This is a genomic window from Thalassospira australica (assembly GCF_044790785.1).
In the GTDB taxonomy this organism is placed as follows: Bacteria; Pseudomonadota; Alphaproteobacteria; order Rhodospirillales; family Thalassospiraceae; genus Thalassospira; species Thalassospira australica_A.
On the sequence record NZ_CP085258.1, the window covers coordinates 2774812 to 2791899 of the forward strand.

Genomic DNA, 17088 nt, shown 5'->3' on the forward strand with positions numbered 1-17088 from the left:
CCAAATCACCGTTCGCTTTTGTGCACATAACATGTGATTTAACACAAATTTACTTCGCAAAATAGCACATCAATAATCAAGGCATCAAACACTACGTCACATACTGGAGACGACAGATGGCTGTTAAAATCACCCGCGACGAACTGAAAACCGCCCTTGCCGGGCCAAACGCCCCGACCCTGATCGAAGCACTTCCGGCAAAATATTATGTTGATGCCCATTTACCGGGTGCGATCAACATCCCCCATGACCTGATCGCAGAAAAAGTCACACAGGTCCTGCCCGACAAAACGGCACCAATCGTGGTTTATTGCGCGAATGGCCCGTGCCGCAATTCCGGCCTTGCGGCCGACACCCTGTCCGATCTTGGCTACAGCAATGTCCTCGATTACCACGAAGGCAAACAGGATTGGCGGGATTCAGGTCTTCCTCTGCAGGGACAAGGAGTACTGCCAGAAACCGCCTGACCAAACATCCCCTTCAAACGCAGACAGGCCGACAATTGTCGGCCTGTCTTGTATACACACCAAAGCTTCGACTTATTTTGCGAAGGCTTTCTTCATTCGTTCGATGGCTTTGGTCATCTTTTCTTCCTGCTTGCAGAAGCAGAACCGCACAAAGTTCCGCACCCCGCCATCTTTACCCTGATAAAAGGCCGAAACCGGGATCGCGACAACACCGGCTTCCTTGATCATGATCTGGCAAAATTCGACATCGTCGCAGTCATAGCCAAGCGGTCGGAAATCGCAGGTGATGAAATAAGTACCTTGCGAGTCCAGAACACCAAACCCGACTTCCTTCAGCCCCTTCATCAGGAAATCGCGCTTTGCCTGCATTTCGGCGGTAAAGCCTTCGAAATAGTCATCGTCCTTGTTCAGACCATAGGCCACACCATGCTGCAATCCCGGCGGTACGGTGAAAACAAGGAACTGATGCGCCTTCTTGATCGGCTCCATCAATTTGGCACATGCCGTGATGTACCCAATCTTCCAGCCAGTCAGCGAGAATGTCTTGCCCGCTGATCCGATGCGCACGGTGCGATCTCGCATGCCAGGGAAGGTCATCAGCGGGCGGTGCTTGCGCCCATCAAACACCAGATGTTCATAAACCTCGTCACAAAGCGCGATAACATCGTGCTTGATACAAAGTTCGGCAATGAAACCAAGCTCGTCCTCGCTAAAGACCTTGGAGCACGGGTTCATCGGTGAATTGATCAGGATCAGCTTCGTTTTATCGGAAAAGGCCCCGGCCAGCTCATCCTTCGGCAAATCCCAGCCTGGTGGCGTCACGCGCACCAGCTTGGGAATGCCACCCGCCAGCTTCACAATCGGCAGGTAACTGTCATAAAGCGGTTCGATCAGGATGACTTCATCGCCTGGCGCAACAAGACCAAGGATGACATCGGCCAGTGCCTCGGTCGCCCCAACTGCGACCAGCACCTCTTCCTTCGGGTCGACGTCGATATCATAAAATCGCTTGTTATGGTCGGCCACTGCTCGAAGCAATTCGGGCACGCCGGCAAGCGGCGGATACTGGTTGGACATTTCCATCGTCGCCCTTGCCGCAGCTTCGCGAATATCGGCCGGGCCATCCGTATCGGGTGCCCCCTGCCCCAGATTGATGGCATTATGTTTCTGGGCCAGTTCGTTCATCACTTCAAAAATCGTGATACCGCCCGAAGCAAAAAGAGGATTGCCGACAAATTCGGTCATAAGGCGTCCTTCTCTGTGTACGATACCGGTCGGTGAAACCGGCCTTGTCTTTATGTCTGGTGGCGCATTTCAATCAGCAGGCAGATAGAATGCATAATGCATTATCCGTCGTGCCGCTGTCATATTCCGTGTTTTCTGTCGCATGGCGCAGGCAGATCAGGCAAGCACGGATCGATGGTAACCGCATTGATGCTGACGCGCACAGGATGTTTGCATATTTTTTGCACATACTGCCTAAAAGTTGACCGACATCAATCAAGAAAATCTTAAAAGTATCATGGGTTTTGCTGGGTTTTCGCGCAGAGACTCCTTAGAATGACGATGCGGGCCAAAACTGGCACGCCCCGTGCAATTAACGCGGCAAAGCAATTGAGCTTGCCGAGTTCTACGCAACTCTCGCAAAAAGCAGAGGGCGCTTAATGAAAAAGATTGAAGCCATCATCAAGCCATTCAAGCTTGACGAGGTCAAAGAGGCCCTTCAGGAGATTGGCCTCAAAGGGATTACCGTTACCGAAGCCAAAGGCTTCGGCCGACAGAAAGGCCATACGGAGCTGTATCGCGGCGCCGAATATGTTGTGGACTTTCTGCCGAAGGTAAAGTTGGAAATCGTCGTTGAGGACACGCTTGTCGAGCGTGCGATTGAGGCAATCCAGCAAGCCGCTCATACCGGTCGTATCGGTGACGGTAAAATCTTCGTTTCCTCGCTTGAGGACGCGATCCGCATTCGTACCGGTGAACGGGGCAACGACGCGATCTAATCGGTCTGTTACCTGACATTGAACATCGTACGGTCACTAATTTTGAGTTTTAAAGGGTTGCATCATGTCTGACGCTGCTTCTGTACTTAAGCTTATCAAAGAAAAAGGCATCCAGTTTGTCGATCTGCGCTTTACCGATACCAAAGGTAAATGGCAGCACACCGCGCAGGACATCTGCACGATCGACGAAGACGTTTTTGTTGACGGCATCATGTTCGACGGTTCGTCGATCGCTGGCTGGAAAGAAATCAACGAATCCGACATGATCCTGATGCCGGATCCGTCGACTGCTGTTGTTGACCCGTTCACCGCACAGCCGACCCTGATCATCGTTTGCGACGTTATCGAGCCGGCCACCGGCCAGGGTTATGAGCGTTGCCCGCGTTCGACCGCGAAACGCGCACTCGCATACATGAAATCCGCTGGTATCGGCGACACCGCATATTTCGGTGCAGAGCCGGAATTCTTCATGTTTGACGACGTTCGCTGGACTACCGCTGGCGAAGGCATGGGCTATCAGCTGGACTCCGAAGAAGGTCCCTACAACACCGGCACCGAATTCGAAGGCGGCAACCGTGGCCACCGTCCGGGTCCGAAGGGCGGTTACTTCCCGGTACAGCCGGTTGACTCGGCCAACGACATCCGTGCCGAAATGGTCAACTACATCAACGAAATGGGCGTGCGTTGCGAAAAGCACCACCACGAAGTTGCACCGTCGCAGCACGAACTGGGTATTGCTTTCGGCACACTGATCGAACATGCCGACGCCGTTCAGATCTACAAATACTGCATCCACATGGTTGCACACCAGTATGGCAAAACCGCAACCTTCATGCCGAAGCCGGTCTTCGGTGACAACGGTTCGGGCATGCATACCCACCAGTCGATCTGGCACGAAGGCAAGCCGCTGTTCGCAGGTAACGGCTATGCTGACCTGTCTGACACTGCCCTGTACTATATCGGCGGTATCATCAAGCACGCCAAAGCACTGAACGCTTTCACCAACCCGACGACCAACTCCTACAAGCGTCTGGTCCCGGGCTTCGAAGCACCGGTTCTGCTGGCTTACTCGGCTCGTAACCGTTCGGCTTCCTGCCGTATCCCGTACACCGCGTCCCCGAAGGGCAAGCGCGTCGAGATCCGCTTCCCGGATGCCCTTGCCAACCCGTATCTGGCATTCTCTGCAATGCTGATGGCTGGCCTTGACGGTATCGAGAACAAGATCCATCCGGGCGATGCAATGGACAAAAACCTCTATGATCTTCCGCCGGAAGAGCTCAAAGAAGTTCCGACCGTTTGCCGTTCGCTGCATGAAGCTCTTGACAGTCTCGACGCAGACCGCGACTTCCTGAAAAAAGGCGATGTGATGAGCGACGACCTGATCGACGCATACATCTCCCTGAAAATGGAAGAAGTTATCCGCTTCGAACAGTCGCCGCACCCGGTCGAATTTGACATGTACTACAGCGGCTGATCCTTTCACCAGAAAGGACCATCGAACACAGAACGCCCGGCCATATGCCGGGCGTTTTTGTTTGTCCCGTTTGTTTTATTCCAGCCGCCAGTTTTTCCGACAACAAACGTGTTTACCCACAGGACATGTTCACAATGCCGGAAAGACTGATGCCCGATCAGACTGCAAAACATCACCAAACCGGAACCATAATCAAGGCCATCGCGGAAATCCGCAATCAATGGGCCTGCGGACATCGCCGAAAGGCGCGCAAGCTGTGTTACCGGCTGCTGAAAGAAAGCCCTGGCCTGCCTGATGCATTGCATATCAGTGCCCTGATGTATCATCAGGAAGGCAATACCCTTGATGCCATTCGAGATATTGAAAAGGCATGCAACAGCCCCGATCCCAAAACAGTCTATTTCACCGACCTGTCGGCCATTCTGGCGGCATCGGGTTACGAGGCACAGGCGAAAACGGTTTTGATCCAAGCCCTTAAGCGCAAACCGCTTGATCCGAAACTTTTGCTGCAGATGGGCATTTTTCTGACCCGCGGCAATGACACACGTCAGGCCATACTTTTCTTGAAACGCGCGATTGCGCTGGCCCCAAATGACTGGCTGGCATGGAATGCAATGGGAGCCGCCTGCCTTGCCCATGATGATCTTCACAGTGCCATACGCCATTTCCAAACGGCAGGAAAACATGCGCGCGATTGCCGGCATATGGATGGCTATATCGATGCCCAAATCAGCGAGGGCGAATGCCTTAAAGAACTGGGCGAAATTGATGCCGCGCGCGCTATTTTTGAAGATATCCTAAGCCGGCATTCCGGTCATATCCGCGCATGGCATTGCCTGACCCTGATCAGTAAAATAGCACTCGATCATCCCATCCGGCAGGTCATGATCACCAAGGCCAAATCCAGATCTTTTGACACCCTGCCCGCCGCGCAAAAGGAATTGCTGCTGTTTGGCCTTGCCAAAACTCATATGGAGGCCGGGGAAATAGAACCGGCCATGCGCACCCTGAATGACGCCAACCATATCAAACGCCAAAGCATTGACTATTCTCCGCAATCAATAGAAAGCCTCCTTGCAGTTGCAAAGGCAGCGTTCCCCGCCGAACGATTTGTCGATTTGCCACACCCTGATAAAAGCAGCCAACAGCCACAGCATGTTTTCATCGTCGGTATGCCACGTTCAGGCACCACACTGCTGGAACAAATTCTGGCCTCCCACCCCGACATGTTTGGCGCAGGCGAGCTTGATACACTGGGCCACCATCAGGATGCCATGATCGAACAACAGGTCAAACACGGACAACCACGTGACGAGGTCCTGAAATTCGACGATGCCTTTATCTCAACCCTTGGCAATATCTATCGCAGGGAGGCACTGGCAAGGATTGCAACCGTTTCAAAAACGGCTGAGACTGGTGCGTTTAAACGCGTCATCGACAAGATGCCCAGCAACTTTACCCGTGCCGGACTGATTGTCCTGATGCATCCTGACACACGGATCATTCATTGCCGTCGCGATGCAATGGATACCTGCTTTTCCTGTTACAGCCGCCGTTTCGGCAGCACCCAGAATTTCAGCTATGACCAGCGCGAACTTGGGGCGTTTTACAACAGCTATCTGAAGTTCATGGAATACTGGCGAAACGTCCTGCCCGCGCATCGGTTTATCGAAGTCGATTACGAGGATATTGTTGACGATCTCGAAGGACAGGCACGCCGTCTTGTCAATTTCACCGGATTGCCATGGAACGACAACTGTCTGACATTCCATAAAACCGGACGACAGGTCCGGACACACAGCACATTACAGGTCCGGCAACCGATCTATCGCAGCAGCATCGGAGCATGGCGACCATATGCCGAATATCTCGGGCCATTGATGGATGCCCTGGGCATTGATGCTGATGCACAAACAAAAAAGGCGGGGTGATCACAAATCATCCCGCCCCGAACGGTGCCATTTCAGGCAGATTCGTCCCGATGCAGATCGGGTTCAAGCTCCGTCCGGTAAAGACAGGCACGCCCCTTGCCCGCAGCCTTTGCCTCGTACATTGCCTTGTCGGCACGGCGTAATTGTTCGTTCATGTCGCAATAACCGGCATCAAAAACGGTAAAGCCGATCGAGGCCCCGATATCGCATTCATGGCCCTCCCACACATAGGGCTTGGCAAGCTCGGCGATGATGTCATCAGCCAGATCTGCCATTTCCTTTTCACCACCCTTGTTGATCAAGAACAGTGTGAATTCGTCCCCGCCCAAACGCGCAACCTCTTCAGCCCGGCGTGCCGACCGTTTCAACCGTTTGGCCGTTTCAACCAGCACCCAGTCCCCCGCTGCATGGCCAAGCGTATCGTTCACCGCCTTGAAACCGTCCAGATCAAGCAGAAAGATCGAAGCTGGTGTCCCGGTGCCACGCAAAACCGTCTCGCACTGGGACAGTTTCTGCATATAGCGCGCCCGGTTTGCCAACCCGGTCAGTTCATCATTATTGGCCTTGTTCTGCAATTCACGCGCGGCAAGCTTTTGCTTGGTGATATCGCTTAACCACCACAGAACGGTTTCCTGACCTTCGAATGTCAGCGGTTCGATGGATGTTTTAAGCCAGCGCGCATCGGAACCGGCCGGTCGGCGAATGCGCAATTCGACATCTTGCAATGCGCCGAGCATATCCATATCTTCCAGACTTTTTTCCCGATACCGTTCCGAAAGAAGCACAGCATCCGTCGGCATCGTGGTTTCACTGTCAAGGGCAAGAAGATTGGCAAACATCTTGTTATAGAACTTGAATTCCCCGCTTTCACGGCCGGAAATACCAACACCGACCGGCGCTTTTTCGAGCAGTCCGGTCAAACGCCGTGCGGCGGCGGCAACTTCGGCCTGCGCCAGTTTAAGCGACGTAATATCAATCAGTGACCCGATGGTGCCCGCAATAACGCCGCTTGGGCCCTTCAGGCTCGCTGCCGCAAACAACGCGGATTTTTCAACACCATCCATCTCGAAATCGATTTCATGCCGAACATTGCCTTCGGACTTAAGCAACGGCGCTTCATAACCGGAAATCCTGGTCACCAGCGGCTTGGGTGCGACGTCGGAAAGCTTGCTGCCGATAACCTTTTTGGGCTCTTGGCCCAACAGTTCGGCAAAGGCATCGTTACAACGATTGATCACACCATCAAGGTTTTTAAGATACACCGGAATGGGCAGGACATCGATCAGATGCTGGATAAAAATCTTGTGGTCAGCCAAGGTCCTGGCAAGTTCCTCTGCCTTGCCCGCCTCGCGAAGGACAAGTGCGATGAATCCTTCCGGTCCCTCGGCCTTGCGCCATGTGAATTTCCTGCCGCCCATCTGAAATGGCTGCAATTCGGTCTTTGCAAGCGTTCTGGAAATCAGGCCTAGCGTTTCACGGACGGCACTGACACTGTCACCGGATGCGAATTCCGCATTCTTTGCCAGAAATGCAAGAAATTGTTTGATTTCCGTGCCATCGCGCAGGGCGGTTTTCGATGCGCTGAAAAGATTGACGGCAACCGGATTGGCGTGGGCGATTTTGCTATCGGACGAACCGATAAATATGATGGCATCACGCGCCAGCGCTGCTGTGGCGACGACGTCTTGGGCAATTGACAATACACGACGCGCCGCTTTGCGACGCACTCCCTTTCCCGCGTTATCAGTAATGCCCCAGAACCATTCGGGTCTTTTGACCCCGACCCGATAGAAGGCCTTTTAGAAGGCTCTTATTTCATACGTAAGCATATGGCAAGACTGCTCTTGCGACCAGAGCCAATCCATCAGGATTTTTTGTCACCCGCAGGAAGATCAATATAGCCCCGATCAATACAATGTTCGAGTTCGCGCGCGGCTGCCAGCATCTCCTGATAACTTTCGCGCAGATGTTTAAGCTTCGCAAGTTCTTCGGTCGTCGGGTGATTATCCTTCCGATCCGCACTAAGCTGAAATGCATATTTCAGATAATCAGCGCGCAATTTGGCGACGTTGATAATCAGCGGCAACGCCGTATCCACACTCATGTCAGGGATCGCAGGACTGATGATTTCATGATTTACTTCACGCAAAACATGTTCCATAGCCATCATGAAACGACTTTTGCTGCGTTCGGCGTCCTGTGTCATGATTTACCCTCCTTGGCGATAACGGTATGGAATGACATACATTATCCCTTGTTAAGGTAAAAACGCCTACAACAGTTTTACACTCCGGCCATTATCGGTTTTCAACGATGACCTGCATCGTGCGATCACGGCTTGCAGGAACCGGTCAGGCACGCTAGACGATGAAGCATGCAATTTTCGAGACAAGGAACCCGATCATGGAAGCACGCGTAAAGTGGCTTGAAAATCTGACCTTCACCGGCACCAGCGGCTCTGGCCACGGCGTTGTCATGGATGGCAACAGGGATACCGGCTTTGGCCCGAGCCCAATGGAAATGCTGCTTCTCGGTCTGGCGGGATGCTCGTCGATTGACGTCGTGCATATCCTTCAGAAAGGCCGTGAAAAAGTCATTGATGTTCAAGCTGATGTGAAGGCCGAGCGCGCAGAAACCGACCCCAAGGTGTTCACCAAAATTCACCTGCATTTCAAGGCGAAGGGTGAAAACCTGAACGAAGCCAAGCTGGCCCGTGCGGTTGAACTTTCTGCGGAAAAATATTGCTCTGCTTCGATCATGTTGTCGAAGGCTGCCGAAATCACGCATAGCTGGGAAATCATCGAATAGGCCATTGCTTCAGACTGTTCTCCCGTCCAATTCAAAGCGGTCCGTTTCGGGCCGCTTTTTTGTCAGTCGCGTCATAATCCAGCCTGAGTTAGAGTTTAACCGATCAGCCACACGGAAACGAAACGGGGAAGCATTCCATGCCCGCAAACGGCCTTTTGCGTTCAACACTTGTCGCTATGGTTTTTCCGGCGATGCTTGCATTGTCCGGGTGCTTTTCCGAAGACCCGCAACATGATCCGTCCGGTCTTGCCATTGGTCCCCCCCCAGCAAACGAACCGTTTGACGATTATGTGCAGAAAACCCGCGAACAACTTCGTACCGCACTTAAAACAAAGCGCTTTGACAACGAAGCCGCGCCATTTGGACAATACGACCTTGATCAGGTGGTCGCGATGCGTGCCCCCTTTGCATCCGGTCCGGACATATCGGCCTGCGACGCTGCGGGAAACGACACCGCACATGGCAAGGATGTTGGCTTTCTGATGGTGCACGGCCTGACAGACAGCCCCTTCCTGATGACCGATATCCGCAACACGCTGCAAACCAGATTTCCCTGTGCAACCTTCCATGCCGTGCTGCTGCCGGGGCATGGAACCGTACCTGGTGATTTGCGTGACGTCAGTTACGAGGACTGGGTCGAAACCGTGCATTACGGTATGAACAGCTTTCCCGATACAACAGACAAAATCATTCCAATAGGGTATTCAACGGGCGCAACCCTTATCGGGCGCGAGTTCGATGCCCATCACCAGAATTCCCGTATGACGGCAATGATTATGCTTTCACCCGGCTTTGCCACCAAAAGCAAACAGGCATGGCTGGCACCCTATGCCCGTTATGTTCAAAGCTGGGTCGGACAGGACGAAAACAGTGATGCCGCCAAATACGGTTCAATGGCAATGAATGCTGCTGCCGAGTTTTACCTGCTGACCGAGCCCTATCGCGACGGCACAATTGGTGAATTTGACATCCCTGTCTTTATGGTTGCCAGTTCTGATGACCAGACGGTTGATCCGGTGTTCACCGCCAATTTCTTCTGCGACAAGGTTGACAGTAATAACAAGCGACTGATCTGGTATCAGGGCGAAGAACACCTGATTGACGAACATCCGCTGTGCGACGGTGTTGACATTGTCAAATCGGCCGCTCCGGACTGGCGCACGCTTAGTCATGCCCACACCGCAATCACCATGCGCCCGGATAATCCGCATTACGGCATGGACGGTGTCATTCGCCGCTGTGATCATTACGACGAACAAAGCCCCAACAGCAAATGCCAGACAAGCAGCGATGCGGTTTATGGCGAGTTGAACCTCGCTGAATCGGCTTCTCCCGGAAGCCTGCGGCGCGGTACATTCAACCCCGACTTCGTCAGTATGCTCGACAAGATGACCCATTTCATCGAAGTGTCACTGGAAGTCCCCGAAAAGTCCGAAAATTGATAAACAGGTTGAAGAACAACTATCTCCGGACCAGATGAAAAGTTCGCGAAGACATGACATTTGCCATTGATCGATTTACCGGACAAAGCGGCCTGACACTGCGTTATGCCCTGCATTCTCCCGAAAATGCCCTTGGCCATGTCCTGATCCTTCAGGGACGCGGCGAGTTCATCGAACGATACAGCGAAACCGCCCGTGAACTTGCTGAACGCGGACTTGGATGCGTTACCTTCGATTTTCGCGGCCAGGGCGGATCGACCCGCGAAGTGACTGAAAGCCATATGGGCTATGTCGGGGATGTCGGACATTATGTCGAAGACACCCATGACGTGCTCCGACACATTGCCGATCACCACAATATTAGCTGTGATCTGCTTCTGACCCACTCGACCGGTGGATTGGTCGGCATGCATATGTTGCTTGAAAACCCGGATCTGTTTGGCAGTGCCGTCATGATAGCCCCGTTCTTCGGGCTTGGCGGGCCGGACTGGATTGCGCTTGCTGCACAGTTTCTGTCAGCCGGACTTTGCCGCTACGGGTTCAACAAACAGTTCCTGCCAGGGCAAAAACTGCTGTCACCCCTGCAACCCTTTACCGATGACAATCTGCTGACATCTGATCGCATACGCTACGAACGCAACATCACCTGTTTACAGGACAACCCCGATCTGGTGGTTGGTGGGGTATCCGCGGGATGGCTTGATGCCTGTTTCCGCGCACAGGCTGAATTGTCCCGGCGCGTGGTGCCCGATAATGATTTTGCGACCGCGGCCCTGCCCCCGGTTACCATGGCCTTGTCAGGCAACGATCAGGTCGTCAGCAACCGCACCACCCAAGAACTGTTTGGCGATCATCCGTCTGTTGTCATGGTTGAAATCCCCGAAGCCCGCCATGAGATCCTTCAGGAAAGCGACCATTTCCGTACCCTTTTCTGGCAGGCATTTGAACAGCATCTGGCAAGTCATCATAGCGATTGGGTCCTGCCCGTTTTCTGACGGGCAACACCCATTCTTACACTGCCTGCAACATTCCCTTCTCAAACCGCTCACGCCGGAACCGGCTGGGCGGCATACCACGATGACGGGCGAATTGCCGGTTAAAATGCGACAGATTCTGAAATCCGGCTTCTTCCGCCACCCGATAAATCGGAAGGTCCGAAGACAGTAACAACGACACCGCACGGCCCAGCCGCAATCCCATCAGATAATCCTGAACGCTTGAGCCTGTATGGCGTTTGAAAAACCGGCGCAGGGTCCGCTCGCTCATGCCGGTCTGAAAGGCGATTTCAGAACTTCCAAGTTGTTCGACATAACGCGAATGCAAAATATCCAGCACCCGGCCAAGCCGGGTTGCCTCATGATAATCAGGCACCGTTGCGTCAAACCTCTCGGACGCAAGCGGTATCCGTTCCCGCGCATCCAGCAAAACCCGCAATACCTCTATCAGCAACAATAACCGATCAGCTGGACCGCCTGCTTCAAATCGCGGCATGTAGGCCGCAACCTTTTGCGCGGTAAGGGCATCGAACTTGACCCCCCGTCGTGCATCGGTCAGGACAGGTCGCAAATGCGCAAATTCCGGCATGGTGGCACAAACATTGTTGATCCACTCGGCCGTAAACCAGAAGACAAAGGCCTGATGTGGCCGTTCACCCGGCTTCGCCTGCAAATCAAGATCATAGGCCCCCATATCGATTTTCCCGGCCGCTGGCGGGGCGGCATTGTCTGAATGCCATGTATGGGGCAGGTTCGGGCCCAGCAACACCAGATCATCGTCGCCATAATGGCCAATATGATCCCCCACATAACGCTGCCCCTCACTTCCAAGCGTCAGGGTCAGTTCGTATTCCGGATGAAAATGCCACTCGAACGGGATCGCACGCAGGTTCCGATGCAAACCACGCCAAGACCGATCCGGTGCAATTTTCACATGTTCGAACAGCAGTTTCATTCAAATACCCGCTTATACGGCTATCAAAATCGATTAATTTGGCCAAATAGTATCATATTATGTCCGCCCTGTCAGTGGGCGCGACCATGGCAACCCTCTAGAATGGTTCCAACATCATGAACCATGCGGGAGGAAAAATCATGAGCATGCTGGCAAACGCAACTACGGCGACAATGGCCCCGACCGGCCCGAATGCGAACCGGCCGGGCAATGCCTCGGTCAAGGAAGTCACCGGCACACAATTGCGTGATCTTGAAAAATCGCTGCCGTTGCGCGTTCTGTCGGAGGCGGATTTCAAACACTGGCAAACCTATGGCTATGTTGTCGTGAAAAATGCCGTCCCGCAGGAACAGGTAAAGGCCACCGTCGACTTCCTTTGGGAATTCGAGGAGAAAGACCCGACCGACCCTGAAAGCTGGTCCCGCCCGCAAATGCGCGACCATGCCATGACCGAACTGAACAATTCCGGCATGGTCGAAGCCTATCATCATCAATCAATGTGGGATAACCGCCAGACACCGCGAATTTATGATGCCTTTGTCGATATCTGGGATCGCACCGATCTTTGGGTATCGATTGATCGTGCCAATCTGAATACCCCCAATGTCGGCGCGCGCGCCTTTGACGGATTCATCCACTGGGACGCCGATACCAGTCAGGACCCGTTACCGATCAATGTGCAGGGCGTTTTATCGCTGGTTGATACCAATGACGATATGGGTGGGTTCCAGTGCGTACCGGACTTGTTTGCCAATTTCGCCGACTGGCTTGCCACCGCGCCAAAGGATCGTGACCCGTTTCGTCCGGACATCGCCAATATTCCGTATGAACCCAAACGCATTCCGATGCAGGCGGGTGATCTTCTGATTTTCAATAGCCTGCTTGCGCATGGTATTCGCGCCAACCGGTCCAACCAGACCCGCATTGCGCAATATATATCCATGGCCCCGGCAACGCCCGAGGAACAGGAACTTGTTGATTGGCGGACACAAAGCTGGTCGGAACGCCTGCCCGCACGCGGTCACGCCTTCCCGGGTGACCCGCGCAATTGGGAACAGACGCGCTATAAACGCGCAAAGCTGACGCCGCTTGGTGAAAAGCTTCTGGGTAAAGTTGCCTGGTAACAGAACAAAAAGCGCCCCAGACTTCTGGGGCGTTTTGTCTTAATTCGCATCAAGCTTTGCGATAAGTCTGGCTTTCGTATCCGCATCCACAAAGGCCGCCTCAAGGGCAGTACGCGTTATACCGCGAAGCTCATTCTCGCTAAAACCAAACACATCTTTGGCACGCTGATATTCCTCGGCCAATGTTGTGTGGAAGAACGGCGGATCATCTGATCCCAGCGTCACTTTGACCCCGGCATCATAAAGCCTGCGCAACGGATGGGACGCGTAATCCGGATATACAGACAGGGAAATGTTCGATCCGGGGCACACTTCCAGAACAATGCCGCGTTTCACCAGTTCTTCGACCAGTTTCGGGTCCTCGATGGATCGGACACCATGCCCAATCCGGGTCACCGGCAATTTGTTGATCGCATCCCAGACACTTTGCGGGCCCTCAACTTCACCGGCATGAGTCGTGCACCCAAGCCCGGCATCGGCGGCGATTTTATAGGCCGGATAGAATGCTTCCTGCGAGAACATACTTTCATTGCCGCCCATCCCAAACCCGACGACATAGGGATGACCACAGGCAACCGTATCAGCCGCAACACCAATCGCCTTTTCCGGGCCGATGTGGCGCACACAGGTCATGATGATCCGTCCGACAATTCCGGTTTCTTTCTCGGCCCGGTCAATCCCTTCAGCAACGCCATTCAAATGATCGTCAAAGGAAATCCCGCATCCCAGCGCATGCGACGGTGAACAGAAAATCTCGACATAAAGCGCACCGGCTTTGGACTGTTCGCACAGATACCAATACGTCAGATCAGCATAATCCTTACCGGTACGGATTGCCGCGCTTGCCTTGTCAAAACTGCCCAGAAATTCGGGGAAATTCGACCAGATATACCGATCCTGATCGTCGTAAATCCCGTCCGGAAGGTGAATACCGTTGCGGGCGGCGAATTTCCGCACCAATGCAGGCGTTAACGCACCTTCCATATGCAGATGCAATTCGGCTTTGGGGATATTCTGTGTCATTTTGCGCGCTCCGGATCTTTTTATTTTCGTTCCTGATCGAGTTCTAACCCGAACAGTTTTACCGGTCACGCCGCAACTGTTTTGCCCTTTGATTTTTTCCCGACCGACTTTTCATCTGGTGCCAAATCCGCAAGCGGCCCGATATAGGGCGCAAAACGACGCCATTTCCCGATAGCATCCCGATTGATCGGACGCCGCACCTGGGTCATGCTGGCAGTACGTGCGGCTTTTTCCTCGCGATAGAACTCAAGACATTCCGGACGCCAACTCAGCCCGCAATGCGCCAGATATGCGCGGGCCACCTTTTCCGGCTCGGCGACAAGGTCCTCATATGGCAGATCGAACAGTTTCCCGTTTTGGTCTGTCTCAAACAAAACAGACATCAGTTTTTGATAAGCACGATAATAATCCGCCAAATCACCAAGGTCATCGGCGTAGCGCATGGGGGCTGCAAAAGGCGTGGTATAAAGAGACAGGCAGGTCGCAAGCGGATGGCGATGGGTGTGCAATATTGGCGCATCAGGAAATACCCGCCGGATCAACCCGATCCGAAGAAAATTGGCAGGCGTTTTATTGACCACAAATTTCACATTCGGATCATAGGCACGCAACGCCCCAAGATAACGTTTGCGAATCTCGCCAATTGTTTTGCGATTAAGGCGTTGTATCTGTTCCGAGATTTTGCCTCTGCCCGTGACATCGACAACAATCTTTGAAAAATCGGCAATTTCGCCTGCGGCAAAAACATCGGGATGCGCCCCCAATATATGCTCGCTCAACGTCGTTCCCGAACGCGGCAGACCGACGATAAAGATCGGGTTGGGACCGGTTTCCGTCATTGTGGCCGCGGGTTCGTCGCCTTCATCCTCGGGCCGGTTGGCATCGGCCTCTACCAGTTCTCCGATACGCGCCATTTCAGCCAGTTCCGCAGGCATATCAATTGGTGATGCTTTTCGATTTGCCGCATGGCCGCGGCGGTACCAGTCAAAGGCAGCTTCCATATTGTTTCCAGCCTCGGCCATTCGCGCCAGTGCAAAGCACGCCTGATAAACCTCACGCGCCGGGGCGTCATCCGAAAGCGCGACCTTTGACAAGGTATCAGCCGCCCCGACCGGCATGGCTTCCGGGCGCAAAAAGGCAATATGCAGATAGGGCTGCGTACCAACATCACCAAAATCATCGATAAGCCGGATGCAGGAACTGATTGCACGATCCACCATTCCGGAAAAGGCGAGAACAGATGCTTCGAACGCCCGCAGTCCTTTGTCATCCGGCGCCTCTGCAAGCAGCTTTTCAAGCAGATCAAGCGCCCTTTGATGCATTTCGCAGTGCATATAAAGACGCAGCAATAATCTCTGAACCTCGGGCAGTCGCGGATAACCAGGTTCAATGCCTTCCAGCAGCGCGATTGCACGATCAAGATTCGCAGAAATACTCCGCCCTGAACCGAATTTCATTATTTCCTGACGGAAAATCAGATCGGCCAGAATTTCGCGATACGCCGGATCCTTGGGCGTATTCAGATGCTTCGGTTCGACAATTTCCATGAACGATTTGAAGTCACCAGCGCGCTCGGAGAAATGCAACAAATTCTGCGCCACCGGTCCGAAATAGCGGTCTGCGGGCTCCAGACTGCGAAACAGACGTCGCAATCTTTGACCTCCGCGCACAAAATGAGATCCCTGCATTTCCGCAACCGCTGTCATAATATGGATTTCAGTTCGTTTGGGATGGATACGGGCAAGCTTCGCGCCGATGGATGCAGCTTTGTCAAACTGGCCCGTCGACATGGCTTTTTTCAACTCGGTGGATATGTCTTTTTGTGCCTGAACCATCAAGGCGTTCCCAAACTAAAAGCGCAATATAAATGAATTGCGGTCATTTATATTGCATGACACAGACATAATTTGGAAACAGAACATTCAATTAATGATGTCAGCTTCAGGATGATATCACGGCCTTGCGACGCAACATTCTGATTGATGCCAAAAGCGCCCCTCCGACAATCAAAAGGCATCCTGCAATCACCGCGGGGCTTGCTTCGGCCTTGCCAAAGGCAATCAATAAAATCGTACTGAGCAAGGGTGCACCATAAGACGCAACGCCAAGCACCTGTATATCGCCACGCTTGGTCCCGTAATCCCAGACAAAAAACGCGACACCAACCGGGCCAAGTCCCAATCCGATAATGGCAGTTGATTGCCAGATATCAGGCGTTACCCAAATCTCGCTCAGGCCGTGCGTTATGAAACCAAGTAATGCTGCTCCGGCGCAAAAGCCGCAAACGGCTTCGACCGGAACATGGCGATAACGTCGGTTCAAAACCGAATAACCCGACCACAGGATCGAACAAATCATCGCAGCCCCATAACCAGCGCCATAGGCTGGATCAAAATCAAACAGCTGTCCTTTGGTCACCAGAACCGCTGCCCCGTAAAACCCCAAAACCGCACCGGCAAGGTGATACCAGCGCAAACGTTCACCAGGCAGGAGTGCCGAAAACAGCACGATGAATAGCGGCCAGAGATAAGCAATCAGACTGGCATCAACCGCAGGCGCATTCGCCAAAGCAACAAAATAGAAAAAGTGATAGCCAAACAGCCCGCCCACCCCAAGCACCCAGGCACCAACCGGTTGCCTGAGAGCCCGAAATGCAGCAAAACCGCCGCGTGCAATCCAGATAAAACTGAAAATGGCCGCAACGGAAAAACAAAGACTGACCAGTTGAAAAGGCGGGATGGCACTGACTTCTGTCGTTAGCAACGCCAGCAAGGCCCAAAGCACAATGGCAATGCCGCCGATCATGGTGGCCTTTGTACGAGGATCAAGCAAAGTCATGAAACCATCCCGAAGTTCAACTAATCGC

15 protein-coding genes are annotated in these 17088 nt (G+C 53.2%); 8 read left to right on the forward strand and 7 right to left on the reverse strand.

All coding sequences use genetic code 11. The features are described 5' to 3' along the window. The first annotated feature begins 116 nt into the window (after positions 1-116). Entirely contained in the window at positions 117-467 is a 351-nt protein-coding gene (locus LG297_RS13040; RefSeq protein ID WP_404420896.1) for a rhodanese-like domain-containing protein, read from the forward strand. A gap of 72 nt (positions 468-539) precedes the next feature. Here the strand turns inward: LG297_RS13040 and LG297_RS13045 are convergent, their stop codons facing one another. After that, positions 540-1712: an aminotransferase gene (locus LG297_RS13045; RefSeq protein WP_404420898.1), complete on the reverse strand. Its 1173-nt coding sequence runs from the start codon at positions 1710-1712 to the stop codon at positions 540-542. A gap of 419 nt (positions 1713-2131) precedes the next feature. On the opposite strand from LG297_RS13045, the gene LG297_RS13050 reads away from it, so the two are divergent. The 3 genes from LG297_RS13050 (at position 2132) to LG297_RS13060 (ending at position 5875) form a co-directional block, all read left to right on the forward strand. Further along, on the forward strand, positions 2132-2470 hold the full coding sequence (locus LG297_RS13050) for a P-II family nitrogen regulator (protein WP_007091888.1): 339 nt from the start codon (positions 2132-2134) through the stop codon (positions 2468-2470). A 64-nt stretch (positions 2471-2534) separates the two neighbouring features. After that, positions 2535-3944, forward strand: coding sequence for a type I glutamate--ammonia ligase (gene glnA, locus LG297_RS13055; RefSeq protein ID WP_404420901.1), 1410 nt, complete (start codon positions 2535-2537; stop codon positions 3942-3944). Between the two features lie 149 nt (positions 3945-4093). Further along, a complete protein-coding gene (locus LG297_RS13060; protein WP_404420903.1) occupies positions 4094-5875 on the forward strand; it encodes a tetratricopeptide repeat-containing sulfotransferase family protein in 1782 nt (593 codons plus the stop codon). 32 nt (positions 5876-5907) lie between these two features. Here LG297_RS13060 and LG297_RS13065 read toward each other — a convergent pair whose 3' ends face one another. Both LG297_RS13065 and LG297_RS13070 read right to left on the reverse strand, forming a co-directional pair. Then, entirely contained in the window at positions 5908-7602 is a 1695-nt protein-coding gene (locus LG297_RS13065) for a diguanylate cyclase domain-containing protein (protein WP_404420905.1), read from the reverse strand. A gap of 137 nt (positions 7603-7739) precedes the next feature. Continuing rightward, positions 7740-8081 carry a hypothetical protein gene (locus LG297_RS13070; protein ID WP_404420907.1) on the reverse strand — a complete coding sequence of 114 codons (342 nt, stop codon included), beginning with the start codon at positions 8079-8081 and terminating at the stop codon, positions 7740-7742. Between the two features lie 197 nt (positions 8082-8278). Between LG297_RS13070 and LG297_RS13075 the strand changes: the two genes are divergently transcribed. From LG297_RS13075 to LG297_RS13085, 3 genes are all read left to right on the forward strand, one after another. Further along, positions 8279-8683, forward strand: a complete 405-nt coding sequence (locus LG297_RS13075; protein ID WP_404420909.1) for an OsmC family protein — start codon at positions 8279-8281, stop codon at positions 8681-8683. 137 nt (positions 8684-8820) lie between these two features. Next, positions 8821-10125, forward strand: a complete 1305-nt coding sequence (locus LG297_RS13080; RefSeq protein WP_404420911.1) for an alpha/beta hydrolase — start codon at positions 8821-8823, stop codon at positions 10123-10125. 53 nt (positions 10126-10178) lie between these two features. Beyond that, positions 10179-11120 (forward strand): alpha/beta fold hydrolase, encoded by a 942-nt coding sequence (locus LG297_RS13085; RefSeq protein WP_404420913.1) that lies wholly within the window; start codon positions 10179-10181, stop codon positions 11118-11120. 16 nt (positions 11121-11136) lie between these two features. On the opposite strand, the gene LG297_RS13090 is transcribed toward LG297_RS13085, so the two are convergent. Then, the gene (locus tag LG297_RS13090) at positions 11137-12075 is read right to left on the reverse strand and encodes a helix-turn-helix domain-containing protein (protein ID WP_404420915.1); all 939 of its coding nucleotides are present in this window, start codon (positions 12073-12075) and stop codon (positions 11137-11139) included. Between the two features lie 140 nt (positions 12076-12215). Between LG297_RS13090 and LG297_RS13095 the strand changes: the two genes are divergently transcribed. Further along, on the forward strand, positions 12216-13199 hold the full coding sequence (locus LG297_RS13095; protein ID WP_404420917.1) for a phytanoyl-CoA dioxygenase family protein: 984 nt from the start codon (positions 12216-12218) through the stop codon (positions 13197-13199). Positions 13200-13238: 39 nt separating this feature from the next. On the opposite strand, the gene LG297_RS13100 is transcribed toward LG297_RS13095, so the two are convergent. The 3 genes from LG297_RS13100 to LG297_RS13110 form a co-directional block, all read right to left on the reverse strand. Continuing rightward, entirely contained in the window at positions 13239-14222 is a 984-nt protein-coding gene (locus tag LG297_RS13100; RefSeq protein WP_404420919.1) for an adenosine deaminase, read from the reverse strand. A gap of 65 nt (positions 14223-14287) precedes the next feature. Continuing rightward, entirely contained in the window at positions 14288-16057 is a 1770-nt protein-coding gene (locus LG297_RS13105) for a tetratricopeptide repeat-containing sulfotransferase family protein (protein WP_404420921.1), read from the reverse strand. 106 nt (positions 16058-16163) lie between these two features. Continuing rightward, positions 16164-17060, reverse strand: coding sequence for a DMT family transporter (locus LG297_RS13110; RefSeq protein ID WP_404420923.1), 897 nt, complete (start codon positions 17058-17060; stop codon positions 16164-16166). Between the last annotated feature and the right edge of the window lie 28 nt (positions 17061-17088).